Genomic DNA, 26,274 nt, shown 5'->3' with positions numbered 1-26,274 from the left:
CTATAATTGTAATGATATGTTAGATTGTATATTTTATCCTTAATATATTTAATGGAAGGGGGACTCTCTATGAAATTGCTTCGTTCATTTCTCATTTTGACTCTTGTTGTATTGTTAAGCGCATGTAATACAGCAACAAAAGTCACAAAGGTTCAAAAAAATGGCGAAACGACTTTAACAATTGGTTCTTTGCAAGGGTATTACGATGTACAAACGCTTAAAGCTGAAAAAGGAAATGTGGAAATTCCTTATGAGGCAGCAGTTGAAGAAGGTACGATTTTATTGCAAGTCACAAAAGATGATAAGGTCATTTATGAAGAAGAAGTCACTTCTCAAAAAGAAGGTTTGCTTTCTTTTGAAGCGCCAAAACCCGGGTCATATGATTTAATTGTACGCGTGAAGGGTGAAGAAGAGAAAGCGAAAGGGATTCAAATACATACGAAGCTATGAAAAAACGGCAAGCGGAGTATACTCGCTTGCTGTTTCCATTTCCAGTTTGTTCTGGCATAACAAATGCTCATCAATTTTAAGAAGTAAACGTAAAGTAATTCTAAAATATACAATATTTCACTTTCGGCGATGTAATCTCTAATAAAAGATTCAATAAATTTCATAATGTAAATATTTAATTCTAATCATTAAAAATCCTACTTTTTCTTACTTTAATTGTTTCTAAAATATAAAGAAGAATACCTAAACCAAATATTTTTTCAGCATTAGAAATATTATTACCTAATTTAATAATCGGTACATTTAAGCCAAATCTTTTACTCCATTCTAAAGGCATATATCCCCTCTTGCAGTTTATTAATATACGATCATCCATTGTACGAAACGACGTTTCGAAAAAATCAAATTCCACTTCTATCTCAGAAATTTTTATCTCTTTTTCATTCATCAAAGAACCACGTACCATTCCAAATCCTTGTATCATATTTTCTTTAAACATACCTATACAATTATAATTCGAATCATAAATAGCCCAATCATAATTTTCAATTTCACTTTGAAAATATGCAAGAATTTCTCCATCACTTGCTTCCAATCCAAAAACTTCTTTATTTTTTAAAATAGGTAATGTTGAAGAAATCATCTTTGTTCCTGCTACATATCTTCCATCAGGAGTATATAAACCTAAATGTTTATTATTGCCGGGTAATTCTAACAAAACATAAGTATCAATATCCCAAAATGTTAAATCATTTTTAACTATATTTTTTTCTAGTAAATTTCCTTTTCTTAATTGCCAAAATCCAATACTAAAAAATACAAGAGAAGCTATAATAATTAAGATTACTGGTCCCCAATTAATATTACCCCAAGTATTATACATACCAATTGATCCATAAAGAAAAAGCCCAGTTCCAATTAAACACTTCAACTTCCCCTTTTTTTTATAATACTCAAATAATTCCACACAAACACCTCTATCAGTTGGTCTTAATATTTCAATTACCCTTCAAATAGGGGGCACATTACCGAAAGTGAAAAATTGTACACTAAGGGTGTAAAAACCTATTATAGCAGGTTTTATAGAACGTATAAGTCTATGTTGGTGCTACCCCAATATAGACGTTATATTTACCTTTATAATAAAAGAGGACGTGGAGTAACTTGATTATTCTTAATCATTCGACAAGATGCAACAATTTAAGATCATATTTTTTGCTATGATAAGTAAGAAATTTACATATTGTGTTATTGGGGGATAAAAAAAGATGTTGAAAAAATTTACTACATGTATTTTAGGTGGCGCTTTAGTATTCAATTTATCTGGTTGCGGCAATACATCCGACAAAACTTCTTCAGAATCTAAAGAAACCAATTCTAAACAAGAAGAAAAGAAAGTGCAAACAACTGATGAGGCGAAAACGAAAGAAAATACAAAGCAGAAAAATACAGAACAAACAAAAGAGAAATCAAAAATAAAAGAAAAAGAGTATGCTGTAAACAAGGATTTTCATACACCTAAATTTGATGTAACTGTAAAAAGAGTTGTAGAAAGAGATAAGGTTGGTAAAGAGAGTATAGGATTCCAAAAACCTGAAGATGGACATGTCTTTATTGTTGTAGAAGCAGAAGGGAAAAATATCACAAACGAATCGATGAAATTAGCCGTTTTACCATCAGTGGATTTAGTGGATGAAAATGATAATGCTTACCAAAGTGATGTGTTGGCAGCTAGTAGTTATGAGGTTGAAAAAGGTGAGACCTCTAGTATTACTAAGGAATTAAAACCAGGGGAGGTAAGGAGACAAAATAAAGTTTACGTGATTAATAAGGAAAAATTTGATACAGGAAAATGGTATGTAGTTGTTAACCGTGAGTATAAGGAACAAATTAAATAGTGATTATTTATGAAGAGGAGATGGCTCCTCTTTTTTTGTTATAAGTTAACACAAAAGTTCGTTATAATGTAGAAATTTAATGTTTTCGGAAAAAAGAATTGACTTCTATATTAGTTGTAACTAAAATAGTTACATAAAGATGTAATCAATTTAGTTACAACTAATATCTGCTAAAAATATGATTTATATATTTAATTAAGGATGGTGGTCCATACGTTGCCACCCGGTGTAGAAAGTTACTAACACATTCAAATCAATGCATATTCCAAGCTTTAGTATTTTCTGTTACGGGGCAATAAGGTGCAACGTTATCTTTTATTAAAAACCTGGGTGGATCTTTCTTTGGAAATATTAGTTTTGGGGAAATATAGTAAGGTATCTAAAAAAGAACAAGGTATAAAAATATGTACTTATATAAACCAAAAATTTAGTTGAGCTGGATAATAAAAAAAAGGTAGGAGATTTAAATGGAGACGAAACAAGATAATCTTATTTACGTATGGGATGCATATTGTGGATGGTGCTATGGTTTTTCAGAAAGTATTAAAGGATTTTACAAAAACCACACTGAAGTACCATTAACGGTTTTATGTGGAGGGTTATTTTTAGATAATTTACCAATGAAAAACTTCTCATATATAGAAGAAGGAAATAAAAGAATTAATCAACTTACAGGTGCTGAATTTGGTCCTTCATATCAAAAATTGGTGGAGGAAGGGACTTTTAAAATGAATTCGAAAGATGCTGCAATTGGCTTTTCAGCTTTACGCTCATTAGCGCCAGACCGTTTATTAGAATTCACTTCGGCTATGCAAAAAGCGTTTTATTATGAGGGCCAAAGTCTGAGTGATCCTGAAACATATCGCAAGATTGCAATCGAGCATGGTTTGGACCCTGAACAAGTATTAGAACGTTTAAACGCTCAAGAAACAATAATAGATGTCCAAAATGATTTCAATAAAGTTCGACAGCTTGGTGTTAATAGCTATCCTTCCTTACTTTTACAAAAGGATAATCAAATTATTCCTATTGGTGGTGGCGTAATGACGCCGGATAAAATTGAAGCGCGTTTTAAAAATTTATATTAAGAAAATTTAGGATACAGTAGCAAACATGTTATCTTAGACCACCTGACGTTGATCTCCGGAATATTCGCCAGTACTATTACACTTTCAGATGAATGGGAGTGGGAGATTTTATCCCGCTTTAACGGGCAGTATAAGACCCCCACCTCAAAATTCAGTGGAAGCAAAGAAGTTAGGTGGGGGGTCAACTGTCCGTAAAAGTCCGATTGGTTCAACTAATAATCAGTGGGGGATGAACAAAACCCCCACTGATTAAAGTTTCACTTTATCGGAACAAGATAAAAATATGATAATTAGTTAATAACTTTAACAAAAGGAGAATAACATACTATGTTTAAAACAATCGATACAAATCAAAAAGATGTGAAATTAACGGTGTTTAGTTCGGACGAAAAAAGCTTTATGGTCACAGCAACATTAGTTGAGAAAGCAGGACATGCATTTTTAATAAACTCAAAATTTACGCAATCTGATTCGAAAGAAATTGTTGAGTATCTGAAAAAAAATGACTTATCTTTAGATAAAATCTTTATTATTCATGGGGATCCAGACTACTACTTTGGATTAGAGAGCATTAAAGCCGTTTACCCAGAAGCTATAGCGTATGCAACAGAGTCTACTGTTGAACATATCGTTCATTCTGTCTTAGGGAAATTAAAAGTTTGGAAAGACGCCCTTGGAGAAAATGCACCAAGTAACGTGGTATTACCTCAAGTATTTAAAGAAAAAGCGATTGATTTTCAGGGGTTAACATTTGAACTAGTAGGCTTAGATCATTACAGAACTAGCCTATTTAATAAAGAACTAAAAGTATTAATTGGTGGTATTGATGTATTTAACGAAATACATGTATTCTTAGCGGATACGAGCTCAAAAGCGGCTATGGAGGCATGGATTGAGAACTTGAAAGTATTACAAGCATTACATGCTGACATAATTGTGCCTAGCCATGGATCAATCGAAAAATCCCTAAATAATCAAGCACTTACGGCGACAATGGATTATCTAAGAACGGCGGTTCAAGCTTCTGAGGAAAGTGGAACTTCAAAAGATTTTGTGGCAAAACTTGAAGCAGCATATCCAGGCTATGCAAATAAAGGTGTATTAGAATTAAGTGCAAAAGTTGTAACAAAAGAAATGCCTTGGGGTTAATGATATGAATAAATATCAAAAACTATTACATGAAACGTATGTGTTAACTGACGAAGGGAAATTGGATGCGTTCAAAACGTATTTAAGTGAAAATGTATCTTGGACAGAAGCTGCTGGGTTTCCATATGCAGGTACTTATATAGGTCCAGATGAAGTAGTGAAAAACGTACATGAACGTCTTGGCACGGAATGGGATGACTATAGTGCTAAAGATGAAATTTATACTTTTAATAACGATACTGTTATCGTGTATGGAAAATATAGTGGAACATATAAAGCTACAGGGAAGTCATTTGTAGCAGATTTTTGTCACCTTTATAAGTTTGATGCGAACGATAAGGTTAAGAAGTTTATTCAAATTGTGGACAGTGCAACTGTTAATGAGGTATTAAGTTAGAATTAATCATTTCTAATATGCCTTGTATAGGGGGAGGTTAGGATAAATGAAATTCCTAACATTACCCCTGACATTACATTTTGGGGAAGGTTTCTCCTTCTTCAAGATTTTTATAGAAGAAAACTTATTTAAGTAGAAGAGGTAGGTATATATGAAATTAGAGAAAAGTTTAATCATAACAATTATTTCTGTATTTATTTTAGGAGTAGTTTCGACTTTGGTATATCAAGCTTCCACTGGTAATAACAAAGGGAACTCAATTAAGAGCGAAAATGTCGCTTCTGTATCAAAAGAAGTAAAAGAAAATGAAAAGAATAAAAAGATGGTAGTTGATTTCTATAATGAAGTTTTTAACAAACATAATATCGATATTATCCCTAAATATGTTAGTGAAGATTATAAGCAACATAATCCTTTTGTTGCTGATGGACGAAAAGCCTTCATGGATTTCTTTAAGGAGGATTTTGTTAAAAATCCTAATTCCTCTGCAGAGATTAAACGTGTAGTGGCTGAAGGGGATACAGTTGCTCTTCATGTACATTCTCGTACTAATTCTCAAGATAAGGGAGTTGCTATAGTGGATATATTTCGTATCAAGGATGGAAAGATTGTCGAACACTGGGATGTAATTCAAGAGATTCCAAGTGAAGCAGCTAATGATAATACGATGTTTTAGTTAGAAGATATATTTAATAATTGTTTAAATGATAGTGCTGTATAGAGTTTAGAAATTTAGATAATTAGTCATCAAATTTGGAAATCATTTAAAAATAGCATATTAAATGATGGCGCAAATTAATACGAAATAGCTCTTTAATAAAAAATCCTACTCATTAAAAAATGAGTAGGATTTTTTATTAAAGAATAGTGCTAATTTTGTGGTTCGGCACCATCTAAATTTGGAAACCATGAAAGTATAGGTACTCTATATCCACGTAAAGTAAAATCGTAATTTTTTCCTTCTTTTATGTTTGCTTGCAGATTCACTGAATGAAACTTCATCATAAGAAGGCTATCCTCATTAGAAATAACTTTTTCGGTTCCATTTTTTTGCTCAACCTAGTACAATCTCACCAATATAAAAAAGACTGCCATTACTGGCAGTCCTTTTTTGGTAGTTTTAGAAATTAAATTATAACATATTGATATACGAATTATAAATATACTTTTACAAAAGATACTATAAGTTTTTTATAATTCTTGATTTCTCAATTTTCATTGCATGATGAATTTTTCTATAAGTATTAACAACTAACATTAAAATTATCAATCCACTAGATTATTAGAAAAAACTGGTTATCTACATAATTGTTTGGTAAAATATAGATATAATTTAAGAGGGTAAAGTTAATATAGATCAACTAAGTAATGCTAAGAAAATGTTTTATTGCATAAAAAAAGGCTCCATTGCTGGAGCACTCAAAATAAACAAACGAATTAAAACAAGAAACAGACAATTTAACTATATAGATAAAACATAAATAAATCTATATATATGTAAAAATGCATATAAAAACTCTATTTATTGATGCTATAATAGGTTTACTCGATGATTGTTATATTTTTTTATGGTTTTTAAGCAATAAATACCTTCTTAACACCAAGTGTACAAGAAAAGAAGACATCTTAAGCGATGTCTTCTTTTCTTATATAATAACAACACAATAAAATTAAGATGGTTCAAGTGGGAGGAAGGCACCTTTGGGTGTCTTTTCTTTGTCGAATTTGCCTAATAGGGGCAGCACCACATTGCTATCAAGTTAAAAATTTTTTCACCCAAACAAAAAAACGAGCCGAATTCACATAAATAACTATGGAAGAAAACAAAAACTTGGGATTAAAGAACTTGTGATGTGTGACTATATTGGCTGTTTTTATCCAGAAGAATACATTAATCCTGATTATACATTTGTAGGATTGCTTAATTGAATAGGATCTAGAAACAGATGATCTTCAAATTCCGATAAAACTAGCAGTCTCCACGCCGAACTTGGACAAATCCTAAGCAGGGAAAAAACGGACGCGAAAATGATGAAGAGATTACTATTTTCAAATCAGTTAGTTTGGCTGTAGTAGATATTATCGTTGCGAATTATTTGTATGGGAATGCGGTGGAGTGCGGGATGGGGAATAGGATTGAGTTTTGAGACTGCCTTTTGGTGGTCTTTTTTGCATAAAATCTTGTAAAGTAAGAAAAAGTTGAATATTAATATTCTAATATTCAATAGAAAGATAAAACGTTTAAAAGTTCAAAATAATACATTATAATATTTTTAGTAAAATTAACCAATACTATTTTGCTCATTATGTATTAAAGGGGAAATGAAAATGGCTGGACAAATTCGTATGTCACCAGAGGAGCTTAAATCGAAAGCGGCTCGATATGGACAAGGTGCAAATCAAATTGAGGATATTTTAAGTCAACTACAAAACTTACAAAATGAATTAAGAGGAGAATGGGAAGGACGTGCTTTTGAAGGTTTTGACCAACAGTTCAATCAATTAAAGCCAAAGGTACAAAACTTTGCACAGCTATTACAAGAAATTAATATGCAGCTTAATAAAACTGCAGAGGCTGTTGCTTCTCATGATGAAGAATTATCACGTAATTTCGGTTTGAAATAAAAATTGTCATACTCTATATAACAAGCATTTCAAATGAGCCATACAGCTTATATTGTATGGCTCATTTGATTGCATGCCCAACTTAGCTGGACACACGTTTAAAAAGAGTGATATTGATAGGGAATTTTCATATATTTATTGGGATTTCTTTGGCATGTTCTGAAAATTAGAGAAAGGATTTGAGTGATGGGACAATTTCAAAGTAATTTTCAAACGGCACAACAAATTGCTACGCAGATGAGAACAGCTTCGAATATAATCCAAAGTGCAACAAATCGTTCTATAACAAAGGCGACGCGTACAACACTATCTGTTAATTCCAAAGCACAAGAAGCGAATCAACAAATGTTAGATTTTACGAAACAATTTTCCACTGCCTTTCAACAAGCGATCGATAATATTCATTCAGTAGCCCAAGAGTTTGAGAGAATGGATAACGAACTTCACAACACTTTTCGCTAATGTGACAACCTACGTAAAGGTAAAATAGTAGGAGGAATATAATGAGTCAAGATATTGAAAAACAAATCAATCAAGTAAATCAAAAGTTAAGAAGTGTATTTGAAGAACAAGACCGAAATCAATCCGCGATTCACATTCAGGAGCAAGCGGAAGCAGATTTTTATGAATGGAGAGGTCGAAACCATCGTTTGTTTGATCGAATTTTAGGAACTTGGCATGGTGATAGAGAAATGTCTCAGTTTTTTATGAATACATATCAAGAGGCACAACATATTGAACGAAAAGTCACATTTGAATTGGAAAATAAAAAAGAAACGCTGCTTAAAGAAAGACGAAAGCTTAGTGATTTAGAAAACGACCTTTCCTATCAACAACAACAATTAGCGAGGGAGGTCAATGCATGAGTTTAAATATGTATTTAGGAGAAGTACAAAGCCAAACTCAAAGCATGAATGCTGTATGTAACGCTACCATTCAAGGTATGGAACAAGTCATTCAGTCAATTGATGCCTTTGCAATTGATACTGTTCTACAAGGACAAACTTATAGCAGTGCAAAATCATTTTTTGTACAAACCTTTCGTCCTTTAGCGCAAGGAATCATTTATCTGTGTGAAGAGTTAATTCGCCAGAACGATGCTTTTCCAAGTCAATTTCAATCACAAGTCGCTTCCACAGATGTAATTGAACAAGAAATATTAGAACAAATTCGAGAAATTGACCGAATGAAAGCAAGTATGGAAGCCATCAGTCAAGCTATGCCAATCCCAGGTATGGACGCTATGGTAAATCTTTTTACTGTGATGAGGCAAAAACTGCAAGAAAAACTAGAACATCTATATGAATTTAATTATACTTCTAGTAGTAATTATGATACTGCTCTCCAACTAGCTGTTAGCATTGCGACAGGTTTGGCGGAAGTTCAAAGTGGAAAAGGCTTTAGTCCTGCAAGTGGTACATTTAGTACGCAAGGGTTGAATATGGATTGGACAACTTCAATTCAAGGGATTACAGAAGAGAGGGCACGACAAGCTACCAATTCAATTGAAGAAGGTGAAATGTGTGGTAAGCTACCTGAAAAATCTACTGGTGAAAAAATTTGGGACGGTATTGTAGATGGTACGGGACAAGCAGTTAGCGATACAATAGACGGAATAAAAGCTTTAGGAGATTGGGAAACGTGGGAAAACATGGGGAACGCTGCTTTGCACCCTATTGATACCCTCAGTACGATGTATAATGTATTGTCAGATTCATTTATTAATGATGTAATAAATGGAGATGCTGAAAGTCGTGCTAAATGGGGAAGTTATGCTTTAACACAAGTTGGATTAGGACTTATTGGTGATAAAGGATTAAGTAAAGCAAGTAAATTAGGTCAAGCAGGTAAAGTGACCAAACTAGCAAAAAATAAGATTCCGCAAGCTGTTTCACATATTACAAGTAATTTACAAATGGGAGATCGCTTTGCTTTTGCTGGTGGAAATAGTTTGCGATTTAGATTTGATACGCCTGATTTTAAAAAAGCTGAAGAAAAGCTGTCGACCTATCAGTTTGCTAGAGGTGAAAGTAATTCTGGTGGGAGTAATTTTGTTAATGAAAATCATAGATCTTCACTTTCTAATAGGGAAATTATATCTAATTTACAACATACAGAAAAATTTAGACCAAATACACTCAAACATATCCTAGAGGGTGAAATAAATTGGCGTGGTGACGCAATGGGTTATCATACTGAAGTATTGGAGAATACACCTGGAAAAATAATTAGCGGAACAGAAGAGATATTAAATGATCAAGGCATTTATAAAGCTAGGGTAGAAGTGAATGGAACCCCTAAAACTGGAAATAGAGGATTTTCTACATTTTTCCCTAAAGATTGGAGCCCGCAAAAGATTGTAGATAATATAAATGAAGCATATAATAATAGAACGTATGAATTTGGTAACACATATTCTGGAATAGGTTCAGAGGGTATAAGGATTAGCATGTATATAGATGGGAATGGGAAAATTATCTCTGCTTTCCCAGCGGAATAAATTTTATCTTTAGTATAAAGGAGTACAATAGTAATGAAATATCCATATAGCTTTGAAGTACTTACCAATGGAAAACTAGTTATGAGGCTTCCTCAAGAAATTAAACTTATGGAGACTTTTTTAGGCGTTGAAGTTTCTGCGTTTGGAGATTGGATTTTAGAAGAAATACATAGTGTTTTAAATGGGAAAGAAAATTACGTAGTAGTAAATGGAAACATTTGTGGTTTAGAAATTCGGAAAGATACAACTACTGTCCTAGACAATTTGGCTGAAGATGGTAAGGGAGATTTTTGTGAGATAGAAACGATTGAATTAGTAGATTTAATTCATATTTGGCAAGATAAACAAAAAGAATTTAAAAAAGGAAAAAATAAAGGATTGAAATAATAGATAGAGCTGACTTCTTATAGAGGTCAGCTCTATCTATTATTTCATATTTCTCCATTATCTCAGGTTTTAAAGTCTTTTTTCCTAAATAATTATCAGCAATAGTCATTGCAAAAGAATCTAAAGGTATTTAGATATGATGATGGGTGGAGAGATAGTTCGCATGAATTTTGGTGTGATCCATTTAGTGGATTAAGAATTCGTTTACAGGAAGAGATTGCTATTGTATCTGATTTTATAGAAAATTTATATGAAGTGGATGAATATATAAAGATTTTAGACGATGCTGTAGAAGGGAAATATCTCGATTTTGAATTAGAATATAATGCTGCAGTAGTAAATTCTAATAGTCCGTGGAAATGGAGGTAGATTAGTGGTGGAGAAAAATTAACAGCTCCCCAAAAAGCTATTATTAAGCAGGTTGCTATTGAGAAAGGTTTAATACCTGATGTTCCTATGAAATTAGGTACACAATATCCTGATTTTAAGAAAGCTGGTTTAATTATTAAATCGGATGAGTTACCAGAGGAAATGTGGTTGGCAAGTGACAAACAACAATTTAAATGGTTAGATGCCAGGTAAAATGGAATTAGTACCATTTGGAATACATAATAGCATATTTCATAAAGGTGGGCGGAGTGAAGGACATTGGTCTTATAGATCTAAAGGTAGGTAAAGAAATGGAGGAATTAAAATGAAGATTAAAAATGGTAGTGAACTTCAATCACCAAATGATGAATTAATTGAATCATTTGAGGAATATTGTGAGATAAAATTACCAAATGATTTTATAGATTTTTTGAAAAAATATAATGGCTCTATTCCAATTACTAATGTTTTTTCACATGAAAAAACGAACTTTTAATTGAACGTTTCTTATGTTTGTTGGAGGACCCAGAAGATGATGATGAAAATGGTTGGTATGATATAGAGGTTGTATTATCTGATATCGATACTCGTTTAACGGATGATGAAGATTTAACAGGGATAAATGTTATTCCATTTGCTGTTTTATTCGCAGGTGATTTTCTTTGTTTAGATTTTAGAGAAAAGGAAATACCATCTGTTGTGGTATGGTATCATGAAGAATCAGAAGAGTTGAATCCGGTAACTAGTGAAGTTGCAGATAATTTTAGTGAGTTTTTAAGTATGTTAAAAGAATAATGTAAGAAAAATAATTAAATTTTATTTATGGGTTTGAATTTTTATTAAAGTTTTTTTGCTTTTAATATTTTAATTAAAAAAGAAGACTAATATTTGCTTTTTAATAGGTTGATATATATTTTAAAGAAATTAAAGGAGAAATGTATCAAGGATATTATCCTTTTCTTCTTTATTGATACCAATGTATTTAAGTGTAAATTGTGGGCGATATAGATTGTTATAAATCCTAGGAAACAGCAATTACAATACACTCTATTTCGTGGGGTATTTGGCATCGTATGTTCAGTAGGATTATTAGTTATAACCCAAAAGTTTGCATATGGAATGTTAGGATTACAAACTCCCATCTATTTTATTTTTTCGGTTGGTTTATATATTTTTGCTTTGAATTATTATTATAAGAATCATATTAAAAAACTTCAGGAATCAATCAAAAAATCAAAATCATCGAAAAAAAACTCTGGTTTTGGAGTAGTGGCTTTTGTAGGATTGGGTCAACTCATTGCTAATATCAGTCTTGGTTTTGCAACACAAAAGATGGTAGCAATTGTATTAATGTGTGTATACTCCATGCTTTCGTTTATGTTGTTTCATTTCATTATGGAACTCCATAGGTACTATTATTTAAGGAAGCATATAGAAGATGGGGGTAGAACACATGAAACCATTTAAAGAGTCTGTATTGAATTTTAAGTATATAATCGTGGTTCTCCTATAGTCAGTAAAGAATGCGGAAAAGAAAAGGGAGAAGCAACATCATGAATATAGAATTACATTTAGATAAAGCAAGGATAGGGAATTATGCAATTTTTTAAAGAAAAGTTTTTACCAAATGGCTCTATTGTTCTCTTAAAAGGAGGGACAAAAAAGGTTGTAATTTACGGAAGAAAACAACTACTTATGGTTGAAGAACCTGTATAACTACATAGGCTGTTTTTATTCAGAAGGATTATAAAACTAATCCACTTAACGAGGGTAGAACAGCTCCTAAGATTGTTGACAAGGGTACTTTTGATAAAAATGAATTTGAAGGTATTGCATACGAATTACCTGACCCCACTAGTCGGTGGTTAGTAGAATATGGACGAAATGCTAAACTTATTAAGTAAGAGAGGAGAACGAGTTAAATGATTAAGCCTTTATACGCCGAAAATATTATAGTGGGTGTAAAATATAAAAATAAGCTCAATTGGTATATAACTGAATCAGATTTATGGTGTTTAGATTATAATCAAGCTGGTTATCCTCCTAGTGAATATCCAGAGGAAAGAAAAGGCATTAGTATTTTAAATGAGACTACAATAGCTAACTTTTTAGAAAGAATAGAAAAATATAAAAGATTTACAGAAGATATTAGGTTAGAATTTTTAAGGGAACTAAGAACTAATAGAGAAGAAGCCTATTATGATTATAATCCATGTTTCCTAATAGATTTTGAGCGTTTAACTTTTTATTCTAATTATCCGGAATCAATATCTTTTGAAGAATATATTCCGAATAACTGGAGAGGTTATTTACAGCGATTTGATGAACAAGTACCCTATGAATATAGATACTGGGAAGATAAGAATAAAAGCTATTTAGTTAGAGAGGATTAGGTCATTGAAGAAAATAAATTAATTATGATAAAAGAAACATTTAAGAATGAAGAAACTGGTGAACTAACGCCAGGAGTTACTATAATACTTGATGGGCATGTAAGGGGATTATTGGAAATGATTACAGGGAAACAAGGTTATTCGGATTATGCAGAAGCTCTTAAAGAAGTAATCTTTGAAGGGATTCATCATTTTGTGAAAAGAAATAAATAATAAGCTGACATATACTTTTAAGGTAAAGGGCAATTCTGAAAGGGATATGCCCTTTTTATTTTTAAATTTGAAATGTAACTCAGATATTATCTTTTTCTTCCTTATTGATGCCAATATATTTAAGTGTAATTTATGAGGTGCTATGATTGATTATTTCTTACAACATAGCGAAATCTTTTGTTTGTTTATAGAACCAATAGCCAAAGGTTTTGCACATGGTGTGAGTCCCAATAGATTCGATCCCAGCAAAATCTTTGGCTTTTTGAAATTTTTGATAAGCCTAGATTTTATTAATGGGTTGATCTTCTTTTCGAGAAGGGAATAATATTCCACATAAGGTGTAAAATGGGATGTTGATTTAGATGGTGATGGTGAAGATAATAGTATTAAGGATAGGGTGAAAACGGGTTCGAAAAAAGCTTGGTTAACAGTAGCGGGGGTGGTTTAATTAACATGAAAAAAAATACAGATTTTAATAAAAAAGCTTTTGAATATTATATGGCTCTTTATGCTGTAAATGATATAAGATCGACTATAATTACTCTTGTGATTGGGATAGCAGATATATTTGTGCTTTTACCTGCTTTTGCGAATCCTGTTCAACCGATATATATGTACATAATAGTTCCACCAGTTGCTTTTTTAAATGTATGGGCAATATGGATTGTTATAAATCCTAGGAAGCGACAATTACAATACACTCTATTTCGTGGGGTATTTGGCATCGTATGTTCAGTAGGATTGTTAGTTATAACCCAAAAGTTTGCATATGGAATGTTAGGATTACAAACTCCTATCTATTTTATTTTTTCGGTTGGTTTGTATATTTTTGCTTTGCATTATTATTATAAAAATCATATTAAAAAACTTCAGGAATCAATCAAAAAATCAAAATCATCGAAAAAAAACTCTGGTTTTGGAGTAGTGGCTTTTGTAGGATTGGGTCAACTCATTGCTAATATCAGTCTTGGTTTTGCAACACAAAAGATGGTAGCAATTGTATTAATGTGTGTATACTCCATGCTTTCGTTTATTTTGTTTCATTTCATTATGGAACTCCATAGGTACTATTATTTAAGGAAGCATATAGAAGATGGGGGTAGAACACATGAAACCTTTTAAAGAGGTTTATTGAATTTTAAGTATTGTGATTTATGGAAGGAAACAAAAACTTATGGTTAAAGAACCTGTGATGTATGACTATATTGGCTGTTTTTATCCAGAAGGAGGAAAGCTGATATGCAAGCATTTAAAGTTGGGAAATTAGTCACATTCGTTGCAATTATAATACTTCTTGCAGTTGCTATTTTATCTCCTTACAACTTATTTAAAAAGATTTATTTTATTATTGGTGTTCTTATTATTGGCGCAATTTCACTTGGTACAAATAAATTCTTTGAACTGATACACAGTAAATTTAATAAGAAATGATTTTACTGGATTACGTGGAACTAAATTAGTCCATCACCATATTGGTGGTAGTCAAGCTGTTGGTGTTCCGCTGCCACTACATCCTGGTTTTGGAGGGATTCATAACGCAGAAAAAACGATTGGAGCATGGGGGAAAAGATGCAGGGATTGAACCACCCCCATATTCTAATGCAGCACATCATCTAACACCTTGGAATGATAGTAGGGCAGAAAAGGCACAAAAATTATTAAAGGAATTTGGGATAGACCATGATTCGGCGGCTAATGGAGTATTTTTACCTTATAAAGTTAATAAATACGTGACTACTGAAGTCTTACACATAGGGAAGCATAGTTCAGAGTATATACTTGAAGTAGAGAGAGTATTAAGTCTTGTTAAGAAACGGGGCGGTACTCAAGAAGATGCTGTTGACGCCTTACATGATATAAGAGAACGTTTATTGAATGGTGAATTAAAATTAAATAAACCGAAGAAAGAGTAATCTTATAATAGAAAAATAACAAAGGAGAGTAAAAATGAAAATTTGGGAATTAAAGAGTTCATTTGATGACTATGAATCCTTTCAACTATTGAACTTAGAAGAAGATTCTAAAAAGTATTTTGAAGGGAAAATTGACTCGGCAGTAAAAGCATCTGATTCATGGGGAGAAATACGTATTAAATGTGTAGAAGAAGGAAATCAAAGTGATTTGCCTCATTTTTGGGGAGAAGTTGGTACGCCAATGGTTAGTGGGAAAGCTAAAAAATTTTTAGAGTCTATACTTGGTGATAATGTAGAATTTCTTCCCCTAATTCATGATGTGACGGGAGAAGTGTATTATATAATTAACGTTTTAAATGCACTAGATGCTATTGACTATGAGAAAGCTATACTAAAGAAACTACGTTCTGGCTTAGTAATAGATTTCAAAAAATACGCATTCTTACCTAATATGGTTAAGAACCAAACAATATTTAAAGTTTACTTAAATGAAATATTACATATTCCTTCCGTTTTTGTATCAGATGAATTTAGAAATACATTGTTAGAAAGTGATTTAAAAGGTTTTGAATTTATCGAGGTATGGGATTCAGAAGCAAACATGTAAAAGAAAGTCCTAAAATAATTGATAGGAGTTAGTGACATGGATGTAAAGGATTTAAAAATTCTAAGAATGTTAAACAATTATGAGGGAAATGAAAAAGAAATTTTTGAACTGATTCAAGCTGAAGCAATGGTGAAATTTATATGTGGAAAAATCTGATTTTAGAAATTGAAAAAATAGAGAAAAGTTTTAATGATAAACTGAATACACCAGCAACAGATAGTGAAGTTAAGAAATTAAGAGAACGCATGAAAAAGAGTTTTAATGTTGACCTCCCGAGTGAATATGAGGAGTTTCTTAAAACTGTAAATGGATTAGATTTTAACGGGCTAGTACTTTATGGAGTTGACTCTTATTTGTTGGATACAGAAAGGGACGAATCAATTTGCGGGCTTATAGAAACCAATGAGATTTGGTATGAAAATGAATTTCAAAAAGAGTATCTTTTCCTTGGAGATTCAAATATAGCATGGTTCTGTAAAAACTTATCTGATGGTACTTATTTAGAACTTGATAAACCATCTGGTACAGTGATGAATACATATAATGATTGCAACACAATGCTTGAGGAAGCATTGAAAACAGCCCTTCTTTAATAGGAGGTAGTAAAAATTATGTTTAATTTTTTGAAAGAATATGTTGTAGCAGACAGAAGTGTCCGTTCTAAACAGAAACCTATTTTCTATCCTATATATCAAGATGAGATAGATGAGGCAGAAAGTTTATTACAAATGAAACTCCCAAAAGAACTAAAACGCTTTTATCAAGAAATAGGTTATGGGTTTTTAAAGTCTGATAAAAGAACGTTTTTCAACAGATTTATGGACCCGATTTCAGTTGTAGATTTCTGTTTAAGGCAAGATATTTATGAATATAATCCCAACCTAGATGATGATGAATCATTAGTGTTTGTTGAAGTAACAGAACTTAACTTTTTAACCATTAAATTTAAAGAGGAAAATGAATTAGGTCAATGTCCTATTTACTCTGAAGATGAGAAAATAGCGGATTCTTTAGAAGAATTTTTAATTAAAATGGATGAAAATCCTGACTATTATATTTAATGGATATCAATTCTATTTTGTAGAGTGTGCATTATTGGTTCGTCCTTTTGAGAAGTGTTTTCTAGCTTATGTGATTGCAAAGACAAATAATAATTAATTATGAGTAACAAAAGTAAGACTTATGTGAATTACGCATAAGTCTTTTTAATATTAACCCAAAGTTAAGAAGATTGAGGGGGAAAATTCTCATGAATCTAGGGGAGCTAGTTTAAAAGAAATTAAAAGACAATTAAATATACCTAGATTTCAACACCCGATTAGTCAAAAAATGGTACCATTAACAGATAGTAATGGTAAAAGGATATTAAATGATAATAAACAGCCTATTATAACTCGAGAATTAACATATGAAGTAAAAGGTCAAAAAATTATAATTCAAGATCATTCAGAGGGTCATAAGTTTGGAGAAGGTGGAATTGGAGATCAGTCACCGCATCATAATGTAAGAACTGAATACAATACACGAACAGGACAGGTAGATCGTATGGAGGATCATTATTATTTTGAGAAGAGAAATAATAAATAGGGAGTATAAAAATGATTGATCAATTTAAATTTTTAAATCCACAAGCGTTAATTAGTATTTTTGGGAAAATACCAAAGTTTGAAGAATCAGAGTTATTAGATGTGCGTCTTAAAAGAGATGGTCCTACTTTAGTTATTCAATTGATGACAAAGGAAAATGTTGAAAACAAGCCAAAAAGATGGGATAAGTGGGATGTAATTTATGTAGAGATATCTTTCTTTACTATTCATAATTTAACAATAAAAGGTTTAGGGACAGAAAATATAATTGATTATTTTGAAATAAATACGATAGAAGAAGGTTTATTAAGAATTAAGTGTAAGAATCAAATGTTAGTTGAGTGCTCGTTTGAATGGGCGAAGGTAGAAGGAGTAACCCCAGGCTTAATAGGATTACCGTAATTTTGATGGGAAGTAGATAGTTAATTTTTATAATATTCATATTTTAATGTTTTGGGGTTAAATAAGGAATGTATAAAGGACATTTGAAACGTTGATAGTGTTGCAAACATATGAAGCGGAAATTACTAAAATTAAGATACCTAATTATATACCTGTATTAGGTGATTATGATATAAGTTCCAAAGGTGAGATTGTAATAGGTGGGTATGGTTATAGATTCCGCAGGAGTTTCATTTAAGTTTGAGAAGGAAGCGAGATAATAGAATGCGAAAATTTTCAAAAATAGTTATATGTGTTGGTGCGTTAATAATGATTATACTAGGCATGATTGTACATGATACATGGAAGGATAGGATTTATTTTTCTTTAGCTGTACTTTTTGTTACCGTACTTTCTTTACTATGGAATATAGTTGCTCATAATATTATGGATAAATTTAGGGGGAGAGAATGAATAGTTATGAAACTTTTACTGATTGGAACAGTAGCGGGGTGGTTTAATTAATATGAAAAAAATTATAGATTTTAATAAGAAAGCTTTTGCACATTATATGGCTCTTTATCCTGTAAATGAAATAAGATTCCAAATAATTGCCCTTGTTCTTGTGGGAGCGGACATATTTATTCTGTTGCCCGCTTTTGCGAATCCTTTTCGATTACTCTATGTATATATAGTAACTCCTCCAGTTGTTTTTTTAAATTTGTGGGCGATATGGATTGCTATCAATCCTCGGAAACGACAGTTACAATACACTCTATTTCGAGGAGTATATGGCGCCATATGTTCAGTCGGATTATTGGTTATAACGCAAAAATATGCTTATGAAGTGTTACAATTACAAACTCCTATCTATTTTATTCTTTCATTTGGTTTGTATGGTTTTGCTTTGTATTATTTTTATAAAAATCATATTGAAAAACTTCAGGAACCAAGAAAAAAATCAAAATCATCGAAAGGAACTGGTGGTGTAAAAGTAGCAGCTATTGCAGCGGGATCGGGGCAGTTAATTGCTAATATAATTCTTAGCACTGCAACACAACAGATGGGGGCAATTGTATTTATGTCTGCATGCACAGTGTTTTCGTTTGTTTTGTTTTATATGATTATAGAACTCCATAAGTATTATTATTTACGTAAGTATATAGAAGATGGAGGGAAAATACGTATAGGCTTTTAAAGAGGATTTGTTGCATTTCAAGTATATAATCGCATTCTTCTTATGGAAGCCATTTACGAGGCTTATAGCAATAAAAGATGTATAGGTGGAAGGTTATATTCTGGTAAAACATCTCAAGGAATGGAAATTAGGTTTGTTCTTATTAATGATAAGATTATAACTGTTTATCCAATGTATTAAAGAATATGAGGTACTCAAAATGAAAGTAACTACTCAGCCTATAGTTAAAAATACAAGAAAATATAGAGGTAATTGCTAAGAAGCACTCCGCCTGAGTTTCAGATGAAATTAAATAATTGAATGTTTATATTTAAATAATCGACTATTTATGCTTTAATATTTCTATATAGATAACTGGGATAATTAGGGATTTATATTTAATATGTTTTAAGAAAGGGAAATGTTTTTTATGGAAACTTCAGAAAATCAATTTAAACGTGCATTTAATCCTTGGTTCTCCATTTGGACAAAACCACGTGATACAATGAAAGAAATTTTTATATCCAAACCTAAGAATGTGTTTTTACTCATTTTATTAGGCTCATTCGTACAGACTTTAGATCGAGCATCTTCTAAAAATATGGGGGATTCAATAAGTAGTCCAGTTTCAATAATCTCAATGGTTATATTCGGTACCTTCGTTGCTTTCTTAATTTATTATTTTTTGCTACCAGCGTTATTTAATTGGGTAGCAAAAAAACTTGGTGGACAAGGTACCTTTGAAAAAACACGTTACTCAGTTGCCTATTCTTATATCCCTTACGTTTATTCTCTTATATTAGTTTGGGTGCCTTCATTTTTCTTGTTTGGGATAGAAAACTTTACGAGTGAGACACCGGAAATGGATAGTAGCATAACTTTAACGATTTTGTTTCTTATTTTTGCCATAATTGATATAGTTATTGGAATTTGGACAATCATTATTTCCTTAAAATGTTTAGGGGAAGCACACCAATTTTCAGCATGGAAAGCATTATTAACAATAATAATATCCTTTATGATTATCATTCTTCCTTTGGTAATAATAGTATTTCTTATAGTAGGGGTTACAACTTTTTAATCATTTATTTGCCTCTTATTTATCCAAATGTTTTCTACGCGCTGTTAGTAATTGTTACAGGGTGAACAACCACATGATTCGGATGTTCTACTTAGCGAAGCGTATGACCTATATGATCAAATTGATCGCCCGTTTTACGGCCTGTTCTTCTTATTATTAGTGTTAACAGGAATTTGTGAAGGCAAACTTGAAAATCAAATATTAAACTATTAAAACCTTAAGGGAGCTGAGTAGATTGTCTTTGTTCGTCTCTTATTTTCCGATCGGAGGCTAATTATTACCAATTGGTTCTGTAGCTCTTATAGAAGAAATTAATCAACCTCTTATGATTTATGGAAGAAAGCAACAACAAGCTGATAATAAATTATGCGATTATGTTTCTTGTCCATATCCTCATGGTAATTTATCAAAAGAATATAATGTGTTTTTTAATCATAATCAAATAATTCATTTATTATTTAAGGATTTCGAAACAGAGGATGAATTAGAATTAAGAAGTAAATTATCTGAGTTTTAGTGGAAATGGAGAAAATATAATATGGTTTTAGGAATTTCATATTCTGATATTTTTCGTATCATAATTATTGTTTTGGTTTTTTTCATTTTTTGGAGATTGAATACTTGGTATAATAAAAAATATAATGTTCCTAAGGTTTTTCAATGGTTTCCTAGAAGATGGGGAAAAAGAAAAGTTTCAGAGCATTTGTCTCAACTAGATAAAAAGTTAGAAGCTGAAGGTAAAGGTATCTGGGTTACAATCTATGCTATAGATTTGTACATTGTAACTATTCCTTGTACAGTAAAAAAATATAAATCTTAATACATATATGTTTATAAAAAAGACCTTTTATTTTAAAATAAAAGGTCTTTTTTATGATGATTGAAATAGTAATTTTAAGTAAATTAAATTTGAAATGTATCAAGAATATTATCTTTTTCTTCTTTATTAATTCCAATATATTTCAGGGTGATGTGCTATGGTTAAGAATTTCTTGTAACATAGCAACATCTTTTGTTTGTTTATAGAACCAATAGCCGAAGGTTTTTCGCATGGTGTGAGTACCAATGGATTCTACATCGGCAAAATCTCCGGCTTTTTGCAATTGTCGATAATACGTGTTTTTTCGTCATACAAAAACCTCTACATATAAGTAGAGGTTTTTAAATTATATCTTAATGAATTATGCCTTCTTAGATAAAGTAAATCGAGTTCAGATAAACGAAAAACATAGAATACATAATTTTAACTAGACTTATTATTAACTAGTGTATCCCCACCACCAAGCTCTGCCTCAATCTGCGAAGTCTTCGATGACTCATCCATACGCCAATACGTAATAAAGCTTATAGCGATACATCCAGCTACGTAGAAGTAGAACAGTGATTCCACTCCGATACTTTTTAGCCATAATGCGATGAACTCAGCTGTTCCGCCGAATATCGCAACTGTTAGTGCATATGGTAAACCTACGCCAAGTGCGCGAATTTCAGTTGGGAAGAGTTCTGCTTTTACAATTGCGTTAATGGAAGTGTAACCAGTAACGATAATGAGACCGACCATCATGAGTAAAAATGCTACGATTGGTTCTGTCGTTTTTTCCATAAAGAAGAAGATCGGCGCTGTTAGTAATGTTCCGAGAATACCGAATGCCATTAATAATGGGCGGCGTCCGATTTTATCGGATAGTAGTCCTGCAATTGGTTGAAGTACGACGAAAATAAGTAGTGCGGCAAAGTTAATCCAGCTTACAACTTCTTTTGGAAGACCGACTGTGTTTACCATGAACTTTTGTAAATATGTTGTGTACGTATAGAATGCAACAGTGCCTCCTAATGTTAGGCCGACTACTGTTAATACTGCTTTCGGATGTTTCATAAGCGCGCGAACGGTTCCTGCATTTTCGCGTTTTTGTGATTTTATGTTTGAGAATTGCTCCGATTCATCCATTGTACGGCGAAGCCATAATACAGCTACTGCGCCCATCGCTCCAATAATGAACGGAATGCGCCAGCCCCAAGCTTTCATATCTGGTTCGCTTAGTAATTGCTGAAGAACAATTTGAACGCCTAACGCAACCATTTGCCCAGCAACGAGCGTTACATATTGGAAGCTTGAATAAAAGCCGCGGCGTCCACTACTAGCCATTTCAGATAAATACGTTGCGGAAGTTCCGTACTCTCCGCCGAGTGATAATCCTTGCAGTAAACGGGCAAGAACTAAAATAATTGGTGCCATGATCCCGATGCTTTCGTAACTCGGTGTACAGGCAATAATTAAAGAACCACCGGCCATAACTGTAATCGAAAGCGTTAATGCTGCCCGACGTCCGTGCCGATCTGCATAGCGTCCCATTAATAAACTTCCGATAGGGCGCATTAAAAATCCAACTGCGAAAATAGCCGCTGTGTTCAGTAACTGACTCGTTGGATCTCCTTTAGGAAAGAACTCTGCTGAGAAGTAAACAGCGAAAGCAGAGTAAACGTACCAGTCGTACCATTCAATTAAATTGCCGACAGAACCTTTGAAAATATTGCCGGCGACTCGATTAGATTTTACTTGAGCCATAATCATTCCTCCTCTTGCTTATAAATAAAATGATAATTATGAAAGCGCGTTCATTGTAGTTGAATTGTACTGTTCTTTAAATAAAATCTCAATATTATGACAATTTTATTCTTTTTGTACTTTATGAACATGGATATTTTTAATAGTTGCTTCATTTTCAGTTTTGTCATAATAATAGAAAAAGGAGATTGATAGTTTTGAATATTTCATCAAAGGATATGAAGTATGAAGAAATCGCGCAAAGTGTCATTACAAACGAAAATAGTAAGCTTAATTATCGCGTTAATTTTATTTGTCGTTCTCCTATTAGCGGGAATATTTGTTTATATTCAGTCCGTTGATACGAAGCGCCAAGTGGAGCAGTTAGCACTGCAAACTGCGAAGTCGCTCTCTTTTATGCCAGCTATAAAAGATGCTTTTCAACATAATGAGCATAAAAGTACGATTCAATCCATTGCGGAACAAGTTCGTGAGCAAGCTGGTGCGGATTATGTAATTATAGAAGATCGTTATGGGGTTATGTATTCACATTCTAATTCTGAGTTGATTGGAACAAAGAGTAATAATCCATATAACTATGAAGCACTTACTTTTGGAGGATACTATACGCTCGAAGGAAATGGTGAAAGTGGTCCTGCTTTAATGGCGAAGGCGCCCATTATTGTTCATAACGGAGACTACGATCAAGTAGTAGGCGTTGTGACAGTAGAGTTTTTAATAAAAGGTATTGAATCTAACATACTGAGCAGAACGAAAGAAATTATACTCTTTTCATTAGCAGTATTATTAGTCGGCATTGTTGGTGGCATTCTTTTAGCACGTAGCATTCGTAAAGATACACTCGGTTTAGAGCCGAATGAAATCGCAGCGTTATACCGGGAACGAAGCGCGATATTACTATCTATAAAAGAAGGGATTATCGCCATTGATCAAAATGGTTTTATTACGATGATGAACACGTCGGCAGAAGAAATGCTTCATGTAAATGATGATTATATGCAGCAGCACATTTCAAAAGTTTTACCAGATTTTAATATGGAGAGATTGCTAGAAAACGATCAAGAAATCGCATTTCAAGATAAAGTGTTTATTTTAAATATGACACCGATACTCGAAAATAATAATACGGTAGGCGTTGTATGTAGTTTTAGAGATAAAACAGAACTGCAAAACTTAGTGAATACAATATCTGAGGTAAGAAAGTATTCTGAGGACTTACGTGCTCAAACACATGAATTCACAAATAAGCTTTTCGTCTTATCAGGATTACTTCAGCTAGGACATTACAGAGAAGCGATTGAATTTATCCAGCAAGAATCTAATATTCATCAAAGCCAAAATCATATTTTATTCCATCAAATTCATGATGCAAAAGTACAAGCAATTTTATTAGGAAAAATCGGAACAGCATCTGAGAAGAAAATCGATTTTCATATTGAAGGAGATAGTGCGCTTCATCCGTTACCAGACCATATAAAAGTGTCGCATCTTATTACGATCCTTGGAAACATAATCGATAATGCATTTGATGCAGTGAATGAACGAGGGGAAAAGAGTGTTTCTTTCTTCGTTACGGATATTGGGCACGATATTGTGTTTGAAGTGATAGACAGCGGGATAGGAATACCGGCAGAAAAAATAACAACCATTTTTCAAAAAGGATTTTCAACGAAAGGAACTGATCGTGGTTACGGATTAGCAAACGTGAAAGAAATGGTAGATTTACTAGAGGGAACGATTGAAATTCAAAACGAGAAAAATGGGGGAGCTATTTTTACAATTTACCTTCCAAAAACATTGAGAGAAAGTACATAACAAACAGGGGGATGGACATATGTTGAAGGTTGCAATTGCAGAAGATGATTTCCGCGTCGCACAAATTCAAGAGGAATTTTTATTAAAAATAAAGGATGTAAAAGTGATTGGAAAAGCATTGAACGCGAAAGAAACGATGGAACTATTACAAAAGAAAGAAATCGATTTGCTTCTATTAGATAATTACTTACCAGATGGAATCGGAACCGACTTATTACCACAAATCCATGCCGACTTTCCAAGCGTTGACGTTATTATGGTTACTGCCGCAAATGAAAATCATATGTTAGAAAAAGCAATTCGAAACGGCGTAAGTAACTACCTTATAAAACCGGTCACGTTAGAAAAATTCGTTCGCACAATTGAAGACTATAAAAGAAAAAAGCAACTATTACATAGTAACAATGAAGTAAATCAAGCACTCATCGATAATTTCTTCGGGACTTCGCAAACACAAGACATAAAAAACTTACCGACAGGTGTGGATCCGTTAACACTGCAAAAAGTGAAAGGGATTATAAAAGGGTTCGAAGAGGGCATTACAATAGAAGAAATGGGAGAACAAATGGGGGCCTCCAGAACAACCGCAAGAAGATACTTAGAATACTTAGTAGCGACAAACGAATGCACTGTAGAATACACATACGGCATTATCGGACGACCAGAACGAAAATATCGCATAGGACGAGGACTATGAAGAAGCGGTTATTACTATGTATATGGATCATGATAGGAGTAATAGCTGGTTGTTCCTCGGAAAAATCCCATACGAATAAAGTGAACATCGACAAAGTAGAAATCGTTGCGCCAAACGTTCAAGGAGCAGGATGGGACTTAACAGCACGAGCGATGCAAAAAACATTAACAGAAGAAAAAATCTTCACAAAACCAATCACTGTCACAAACAAAGTAGGGGGCAGCGGTGATGTCGGATGGAAATATACGAAACAAAAAGGCGGTCACGTACTCGCGATTAACTCAAGCTTACTCATAACGAACAACCTACTAGGTCACAGTAATCTAACATATAAAGACTTCACACCGCTCGCGCTACTTGCATCAGACTGGGAAGTCGTTGTCGTATCAAAAGAATCAAACATAGAAAACGCAAAACAACTAATGGAACAACTAAAACAAAACAAGAAAAACTTCAAAATCGGCGTTGCACCAGGCCTAGGAAACGACGATCACCTATCCTTCGTACAAGTAAGCAAAGCATTCGGCATAAACCCTGCCGAACTACAATTCTTCGTCTACGAAAACAAAGAAAAAATCATAAACGCCCTAACGGATAAACAAATAGACGCCGCAACCATGACCCTATCCGAAGCCGAAAAACAATACAAAGCCGGCAAAATAAAAATACTAGCCGTATCCGCACCAAAACGCCTAGACCGACTACCAGAAATCCCAACATGGAAAGAACAAGGAATCAACGTCATATTCCAGCACTGGAAAGGAATTATGGGCCCAAAAGATATGACCGAGGAAGAGGTTGCTTATTGGGATGGTGTGATTAAGAGGATGGTGGAGAGTGGGAGTTGGAAGGGGATTTTGAGGGAGCGGGGGTGGAATTCTTATTATAAGGATAGTGGGGAGACTAGGGGGTTTTTGGAGGAGAGTTATGGATGGTATGGAGAGATGGTTGGTGGAGATAGAGGAGATAAGTAATTTTGGTA

The 26,274-nt window shown here is 32.9% G+C and carries 35 protein-coding genes and 9 pseudogenes; 38 read left to right on the top strand and 6 right to left on the bottom strand.

From position 1 onward, the window contains the following. Nucleotides 1–69 precede the first annotated feature (69 nt). On the top strand, nucleotides 70–450 hold the full coding sequence (locus tag MKY38_RS17535) for a BA_1872 family lipoprotein (RefSeq protein WP_000771856.1): 381 nt from the start codon (nucleotides 70–72) through the stop codon (nucleotides 448–450). 181 nt (nucleotides 451–631) lie between these two features. Here the strand turns inward: MKY38_RS17535 and MKY38_RS17530 are convergent, their stop codons facing one another. Further along, nucleotides 632–1,417 (bottom strand): ABC transporter ATP-binding protein, encoded by a 786-nt coding sequence (locus tag MKY38_RS17530; protein WP_137072743.1) that lies wholly within the window; start codon nucleotides 1,415–1,417, stop codon nucleotides 632–634. 301 nt (nucleotides 1,418–1,718) lie between these two features. On the opposite strand from MKY38_RS17530, the gene MKY38_RS17525 reads away from it, so the two are divergent. The 5 genes from MKY38_RS17525 (at nucleotide 1,719) to MKY38_RS17505 (ending at nucleotide 5,658) form a co-directional block, all read left to right on the top strand. After that, nucleotides 1,719–2,348 carry a hypothetical protein gene (locus tag MKY38_RS17525; RefSeq protein WP_071759198.1) on the top strand — a complete coding sequence of 210 codons (630 nt, stop codon included), beginning with the start codon at nucleotides 1,719–1,721 and terminating at the stop codon, nucleotides 2,346–2,348. 467 nt (nucleotides 2,349–2,815) lie between these two features. Beyond that, a complete protein-coding gene (locus MKY38_RS17520; RefSeq protein WP_000448622.1) occupies nucleotides 2,816–3,436 on the top strand; it encodes a DsbA family protein in 621 nt (206 codons plus the stop codon). Between the two features lie 327 nt (nucleotides 3,437–3,763). Further along, nucleotides 3,764–4,585: a cytoplasmic protein gene (locus MKY38_RS17515; RefSeq protein WP_088349307.1), complete on the top strand. Its 822-nt coding sequence runs from the start codon at nucleotides 3,764–3,766 to the stop codon at nucleotides 4,583–4,585. Nucleotides 4,586–4,589: 4 nt separating this feature from the next. Next, nucleotides 4,590–4,982 carry a nuclear transport factor 2 family protein gene (locus MKY38_RS17510; RefSeq protein ID WP_137072124.1) on the top strand — a complete coding sequence of 131 codons (393 nt, stop codon included), beginning with the start codon at nucleotides 4,590–4,592 and terminating at the stop codon, nucleotides 4,980–4,982. 151 nt (nucleotides 4,983–5,133) lie between these two features. Continuing rightward, nucleotides 5,134–5,658, top strand: coding sequence for a nuclear transport factor 2 family protein (locus tag MKY38_RS17505; protein WP_000764214.1), 525 nt, complete (start codon nucleotides 5,134–5,136; stop codon nucleotides 5,656–5,658). Nucleotides 5,659–5,852: 194 nt separating this feature from the next. On the opposite strand, the gene MKY38_RS17500 is transcribed toward MKY38_RS17505, so the two are convergent. Further along, on the bottom strand, nucleotides 5,853–5,987 hold the full coding sequence (locus MKY38_RS17500; protein ID WP_000975275.1) for a hypothetical protein: 135 nt from the start codon (nucleotides 5,985–5,987) through the stop codon (nucleotides 5,853–5,855). A 960-nt stretch (nucleotides 5,988–6,947) separates the two neighbouring features. Between MKY38_RS17500 and MKY38_RS17495 the strand changes: the two are divergent. From MKY38_RS17495 to MKY38_RS17450, 10 genes and pseudogenes are all read left to right on the top strand, one after another. Next, nucleotides 6,948–7,129 (top strand): annotated as a pseudogene (locus tag MKY38_RS17495) (ornithine cyclodeaminase family protein); the annotation flags it as partial. A gap of 181 nt (nucleotides 7,130–7,310) precedes the next feature. Next, the gene (locus tag MKY38_RS17490; RefSeq protein WP_000918591.1) at nucleotides 7,311–7,607 is read left to right on the top strand and encodes a WXG100 family type VII secretion target; all 297 of its coding nucleotides are present in this window, start codon (nucleotides 7,311–7,313) and stop codon (nucleotides 7,605–7,607) included. Between the two features lie 186 nt (nucleotides 7,608–7,793). Beyond that, on the top strand, nucleotides 7,794–8,069 hold the full coding sequence (locus MKY38_RS17485) for a TIGR04197 family type VII secretion effector (protein WP_016121983.1): 276 nt from the start codon (nucleotides 7,794–7,796) through the stop codon (nucleotides 8,067–8,069). Nucleotides 8,070–8,110: 41 nt separating this feature from the next. Further along, nucleotides 8,111–8,473 (top strand): DUF3958 family protein, encoded by a 363-nt coding sequence (locus MKY38_RS17480; protein ID WP_000076118.1) that lies wholly within the window; start codon nucleotides 8,111–8,113, stop codon nucleotides 8,471–8,473. Beyond that, the gene (locus MKY38_RS17475; RefSeq protein WP_114556242.1) at nucleotides 8,470–10,107 is read left to right on the top strand and encodes a ribonuclease; all 1,638 of its coding nucleotides are present in this window, start codon (nucleotides 8,470–8,472) and stop codon (nucleotides 10,105–10,107) included. Before MKY38_RS17480 ends, MKY38_RS17475 begins: the two co-directional genes overlap by 4 nt. Before the next feature lie 33 nt (nucleotides 10,108–10,140). Then, nucleotides 10,141–10,494, top strand: a complete 354-nt coding sequence (locus MKY38_RS17470) for a type II toxin-antitoxin system toxin (protein ID WP_065224664.1) — start codon at nucleotides 10,141–10,143, stop codon at nucleotides 10,492–10,494. Nucleotides 10,495–10,602: 108 nt separating this feature from the next. Beyond that, a pseudogene (locus MKY38_RS17465) lies at nucleotides 10,603–10,833 on the top strand (hypothetical protein); the annotation flags it as partial. A gap of 117 nt (nucleotides 10,834–10,950) precedes the next feature. Further along, the gene (locus MKY38_RS17460) at nucleotides 10,951–11,076 is read left to right on the top strand and encodes a hypothetical protein (RefSeq protein WP_002025382.1); all 126 of its coding nucleotides are present in this window, start codon (nucleotides 10,951–10,953) and stop codon (nucleotides 11,074–11,076) included. Next, nucleotides 11,066–11,170, top strand: coding sequence for an HNH endonuclease (locus MKY38_RS17455; protein ID WP_098343272.1), 105 nt, complete (start codon nucleotides 11,066–11,068; stop codon nucleotides 11,168–11,170). The genes MKY38_RS17460 and MKY38_RS17455 overlap by 11 nt, the downstream gene beginning before the upstream one ends. Before the next feature lie 18 nt (nucleotides 11,171–11,188). Further along, nucleotides 11,189–11,658 (top strand): annotated as a pseudogene (locus MKY38_RS17450) (SMI1/KNR4 family protein). A gap of 129 nt (nucleotides 11,659–11,787) precedes the next feature. Here the strand turns inward: MKY38_RS17450 and MKY38_RS17445 are convergent. After that, nucleotides 11,788–11,862, bottom strand: a pseudogene (locus MKY38_RS17445) (integrase); the annotation flags it as partial. Here MKY38_RS17445 and MKY38_RS17440 point away from each other — a divergent pair. From MKY38_RS17440 to MKY38_RS17425, 4 genes and pseudogenes are all read left to right on the top strand, one after another. Beyond that, nucleotides 11,854–12,330 (top strand): annotated as a pseudogene (locus tag MKY38_RS17440) (hypothetical protein); the annotation flags it as partial. The pseudogenes MKY38_RS17445 and MKY38_RS17440 overlap by 9 nt on opposite strands. Before the next feature lie 129 nt (nucleotides 12,331–12,459). Beyond that, nucleotides 12,460–12,607, top strand: a pseudogene (locus tag MKY38_RS17435) (DUF4176 domain-containing protein); the annotation flags it as partial. Nucleotides 12,608–12,785: 178 nt separating this feature from the next. Next, nucleotides 12,786–13,256: a hypothetical protein gene (locus MKY38_RS17430; protein WP_000595043.1), complete on the top strand. Its 471-nt coding sequence runs from the start codon at nucleotides 12,786–12,788 to the stop codon at nucleotides 13,254–13,256. A gap of 3 nt (nucleotides 13,257–13,259) precedes the next feature. Next, entirely contained in the window at nucleotides 13,260–13,469 is a 210-nt protein-coding gene (locus tag MKY38_RS17425) for a hypothetical protein (protein ID WP_065224662.1), read from the top strand. Nucleotides 13,470–13,602: 133 nt separating this feature from the next. Here MKY38_RS17425 and MKY38_RS29340 read toward each other — a convergent pair. Further along, nucleotides 13,603–13,794, bottom strand: a pseudogene (locus MKY38_RS29340) (tyrosine-type recombinase/integrase); the annotation flags it as partial. Nucleotides 13,795–13,922: 128 nt separating this feature from the next. Between MKY38_RS29340 and MKY38_RS17415 the strand changes: the two are divergent. From MKY38_RS17415 to MKY38_RS17345, 15 genes and pseudogenes are all read left to right on the top strand, one after another. Then, a complete protein-coding gene (locus tag MKY38_RS17415) occupies nucleotides 13,923–14,591 on the top strand; it encodes a hypothetical protein (RefSeq protein WP_341049267.1) in 669 nt (222 codons plus the stop codon). Nucleotides 14,592–14,604: 13 nt separating this feature from the next. Then, nucleotides 14,605–14,697: pseudogene (locus MKY38_RS17410) on the top strand (DUF4176 domain-containing protein); the annotation flags it as partial. Nucleotides 14,698–14,708: 11 nt separating this feature from the next. After that, a complete protein-coding gene (locus MKY38_RS17405) occupies nucleotides 14,709–14,900 on the top strand; it encodes a hypothetical protein (RefSeq protein ID WP_001147549.1) in 192 nt (63 codons plus the stop codon). Continuing rightward, entirely contained in the window at nucleotides 14,890–15,051 is a 162-nt protein-coding gene (locus MKY38_RS17400; RefSeq protein ID WP_341050326.1) for a hypothetical protein, read from the top strand. The genes MKY38_RS17405 and MKY38_RS17400 overlap by 11 nt, the downstream gene beginning before the upstream one ends. Further along, complete coding sequence (locus tag MKY38_RS17395) at nucleotides 15,020–15,382, top strand: AHH domain-containing protein (RefSeq protein ID WP_000399811.1); 363 nt, start codon at nucleotides 15,020–15,022, stop codon at nucleotides 15,380–15,382. Before MKY38_RS17400 ends, MKY38_RS17395 begins: the two co-directional genes overlap by 32 nt. 34 nt (nucleotides 15,383–15,416) lie before the next feature. Continuing rightward, complete coding sequence (locus tag MKY38_RS17390; RefSeq protein ID WP_000707083.1) at nucleotides 15,417–15,989, top strand: imm11 family protein; 573 nt, start codon at nucleotides 15,417–15,419, stop codon at nucleotides 15,987–15,989. Nucleotides 15,990–16,129: 140 nt separating this feature from the next. Next, on the top strand, nucleotides 16,130–16,582 hold the full coding sequence (locus MKY38_RS17385; RefSeq protein WP_000265786.1) for a YrhA family protein: 453 nt from the start codon (nucleotides 16,130–16,132) through the stop codon (nucleotides 16,580–16,582). 18 nt (nucleotides 16,583–16,600) lie between these two features. Further along, nucleotides 16,601–17,050: an SMI1/KNR4 family protein gene (locus MKY38_RS17380; RefSeq protein ID WP_065224659.1), complete on the top strand. Its 450-nt coding sequence runs from the start codon at nucleotides 16,601–16,603 to the stop codon at nucleotides 17,048–17,050. A gap of 268 nt (nucleotides 17,051–17,318) precedes the next feature. Next, on the top strand, nucleotides 17,319–17,576 hold the full coding sequence (locus MKY38_RS17375) for an HNH/endonuclease VII fold putative polymorphic toxin (RefSeq protein WP_065224658.1): 258 nt from the start codon (nucleotides 17,319–17,321) through the stop codon (nucleotides 17,574–17,576). An 11-nt stretch (nucleotides 17,577–17,587) separates the two neighbouring features. After that, a complete protein-coding gene (locus MKY38_RS17370) occupies nucleotides 17,588–17,977 on the top strand; it encodes an immunity 50 family protein (RefSeq protein WP_000566917.1) in 390 nt (129 codons plus the stop codon). Nucleotides 17,978–18,482: 505 nt separating this feature from the next. Next, on the top strand, nucleotides 18,483–19,154 hold the full coding sequence (locus tag MKY38_RS17365) for a hypothetical protein (protein WP_078385101.1): 672 nt from the start codon (nucleotides 18,483–18,485) through the stop codon (nucleotides 19,152–19,154). Between the two features lie 409 nt (nucleotides 19,155–19,563). Beyond that, nucleotides 19,564–20,214: a Yip1 family protein gene (locus MKY38_RS17360; RefSeq protein ID WP_137050189.1), complete on the top strand. Its 651-nt coding sequence runs from the start codon at nucleotides 19,564–19,566 to the stop codon at nucleotides 20,212–20,214. A 51-nt stretch (nucleotides 20,215–20,265) separates the two neighbouring features. Continuing rightward, nucleotides 20,266–20,427: a hypothetical protein gene (locus MKY38_RS17355; RefSeq protein WP_003300196.1), complete on the top strand. Its 162-nt coding sequence runs from the start codon at nucleotides 20,266–20,268 to the stop codon at nucleotides 20,425–20,427. Between the two features lie 112 nt (nucleotides 20,428–20,539). After that, nucleotides 20,540–20,731 carry a DUF4176 domain-containing protein gene (locus MKY38_RS17350; protein WP_065224654.1) on the top strand — a complete coding sequence of 64 codons (192 nt, stop codon included), beginning with the start codon at nucleotides 20,540–20,542 and terminating at the stop codon, nucleotides 20,729–20,731. 21 nt (nucleotides 20,732–20,752) lie between these two features. Next, nucleotides 20,753–21,034, top strand: coding sequence for a hypothetical protein (locus MKY38_RS17345; protein WP_000242739.1), 282 nt, complete (start codon nucleotides 20,753–20,755; stop codon nucleotides 21,032–21,034). An 83-nt stretch (nucleotides 21,035–21,117) separates the two neighbouring features. On the opposite strand, the pseudogene MKY38_RS17340 reads toward MKY38_RS17345, so the two are convergent. Together MKY38_RS17340 and MKY38_RS17335 are read right to left on the bottom strand one after the other, a co-directional pair. Next, nucleotides 21,118–21,326, bottom strand: a pseudogene (locus MKY38_RS17340) (tyrosine-type recombinase/integrase); the annotation flags it as partial. 131 nt (nucleotides 21,327–21,457) lie between these two features. After that, nucleotides 21,458–22,780, bottom strand: coding sequence for an MFS transporter (locus MKY38_RS17335; protein ID WP_114556138.1), 1,323 nt, complete (start codon nucleotides 22,778–22,780; stop codon nucleotides 21,458–21,460). 225 nt (nucleotides 22,781–23,005) lie between these two features. Here MKY38_RS17335 and MKY38_RS17330 point away from each other — a divergent pair, with 225 nt between their 5' ends. The 3 genes from MKY38_RS17330 to MKY38_RS17320 are packed head-to-tail and all read left to right on the top strand — an operon-like array spanning nucleotide 23,006 to nucleotide 26,266. Beyond that, entirely contained in the window at nucleotides 23,006–24,595 is a 1,590-nt protein-coding gene (locus MKY38_RS17330) for a sensor histidine kinase (protein WP_341049262.1), read from the top strand. Between the two features lie 19 nt (nucleotides 24,596–24,614). Next, nucleotides 24,615–25,292: a response regulator gene (locus MKY38_RS17325; RefSeq protein ID WP_341049260.1), complete on the top strand. Its 678-nt coding sequence runs from the start codon at nucleotides 24,615–24,617 to the stop codon at nucleotides 25,290–25,292. Further along, nucleotides 25,289–26,266, top strand: a complete 978-nt coding sequence (locus tag MKY38_RS17320; protein ID WP_341049258.1) for a tripartite tricarboxylate transporter substrate binding protein — start codon at nucleotides 25,289–25,291, stop codon at nucleotides 26,264–26,266. Before MKY38_RS17325 ends, MKY38_RS17320 begins: the two co-directional genes overlap by 4 nt. The last annotated feature ends 8 nt before the right edge of the window (nucleotides 26,267–26,274 follow it).

The organism is Bacillus sp. FSL R5-0585 (genome assembly GCF_038004545.1).
Lineage (GTDB): Bacteria > Bacillota > Bacilli > Bacillales > Bacillaceae_G > Bacillus_A > Bacillus_A cereus.
The sequence above is the reverse complement of the archived record's forward strand: the minus strand, read 5'-3'. Positions and strand labels throughout refer to the sequence as shown.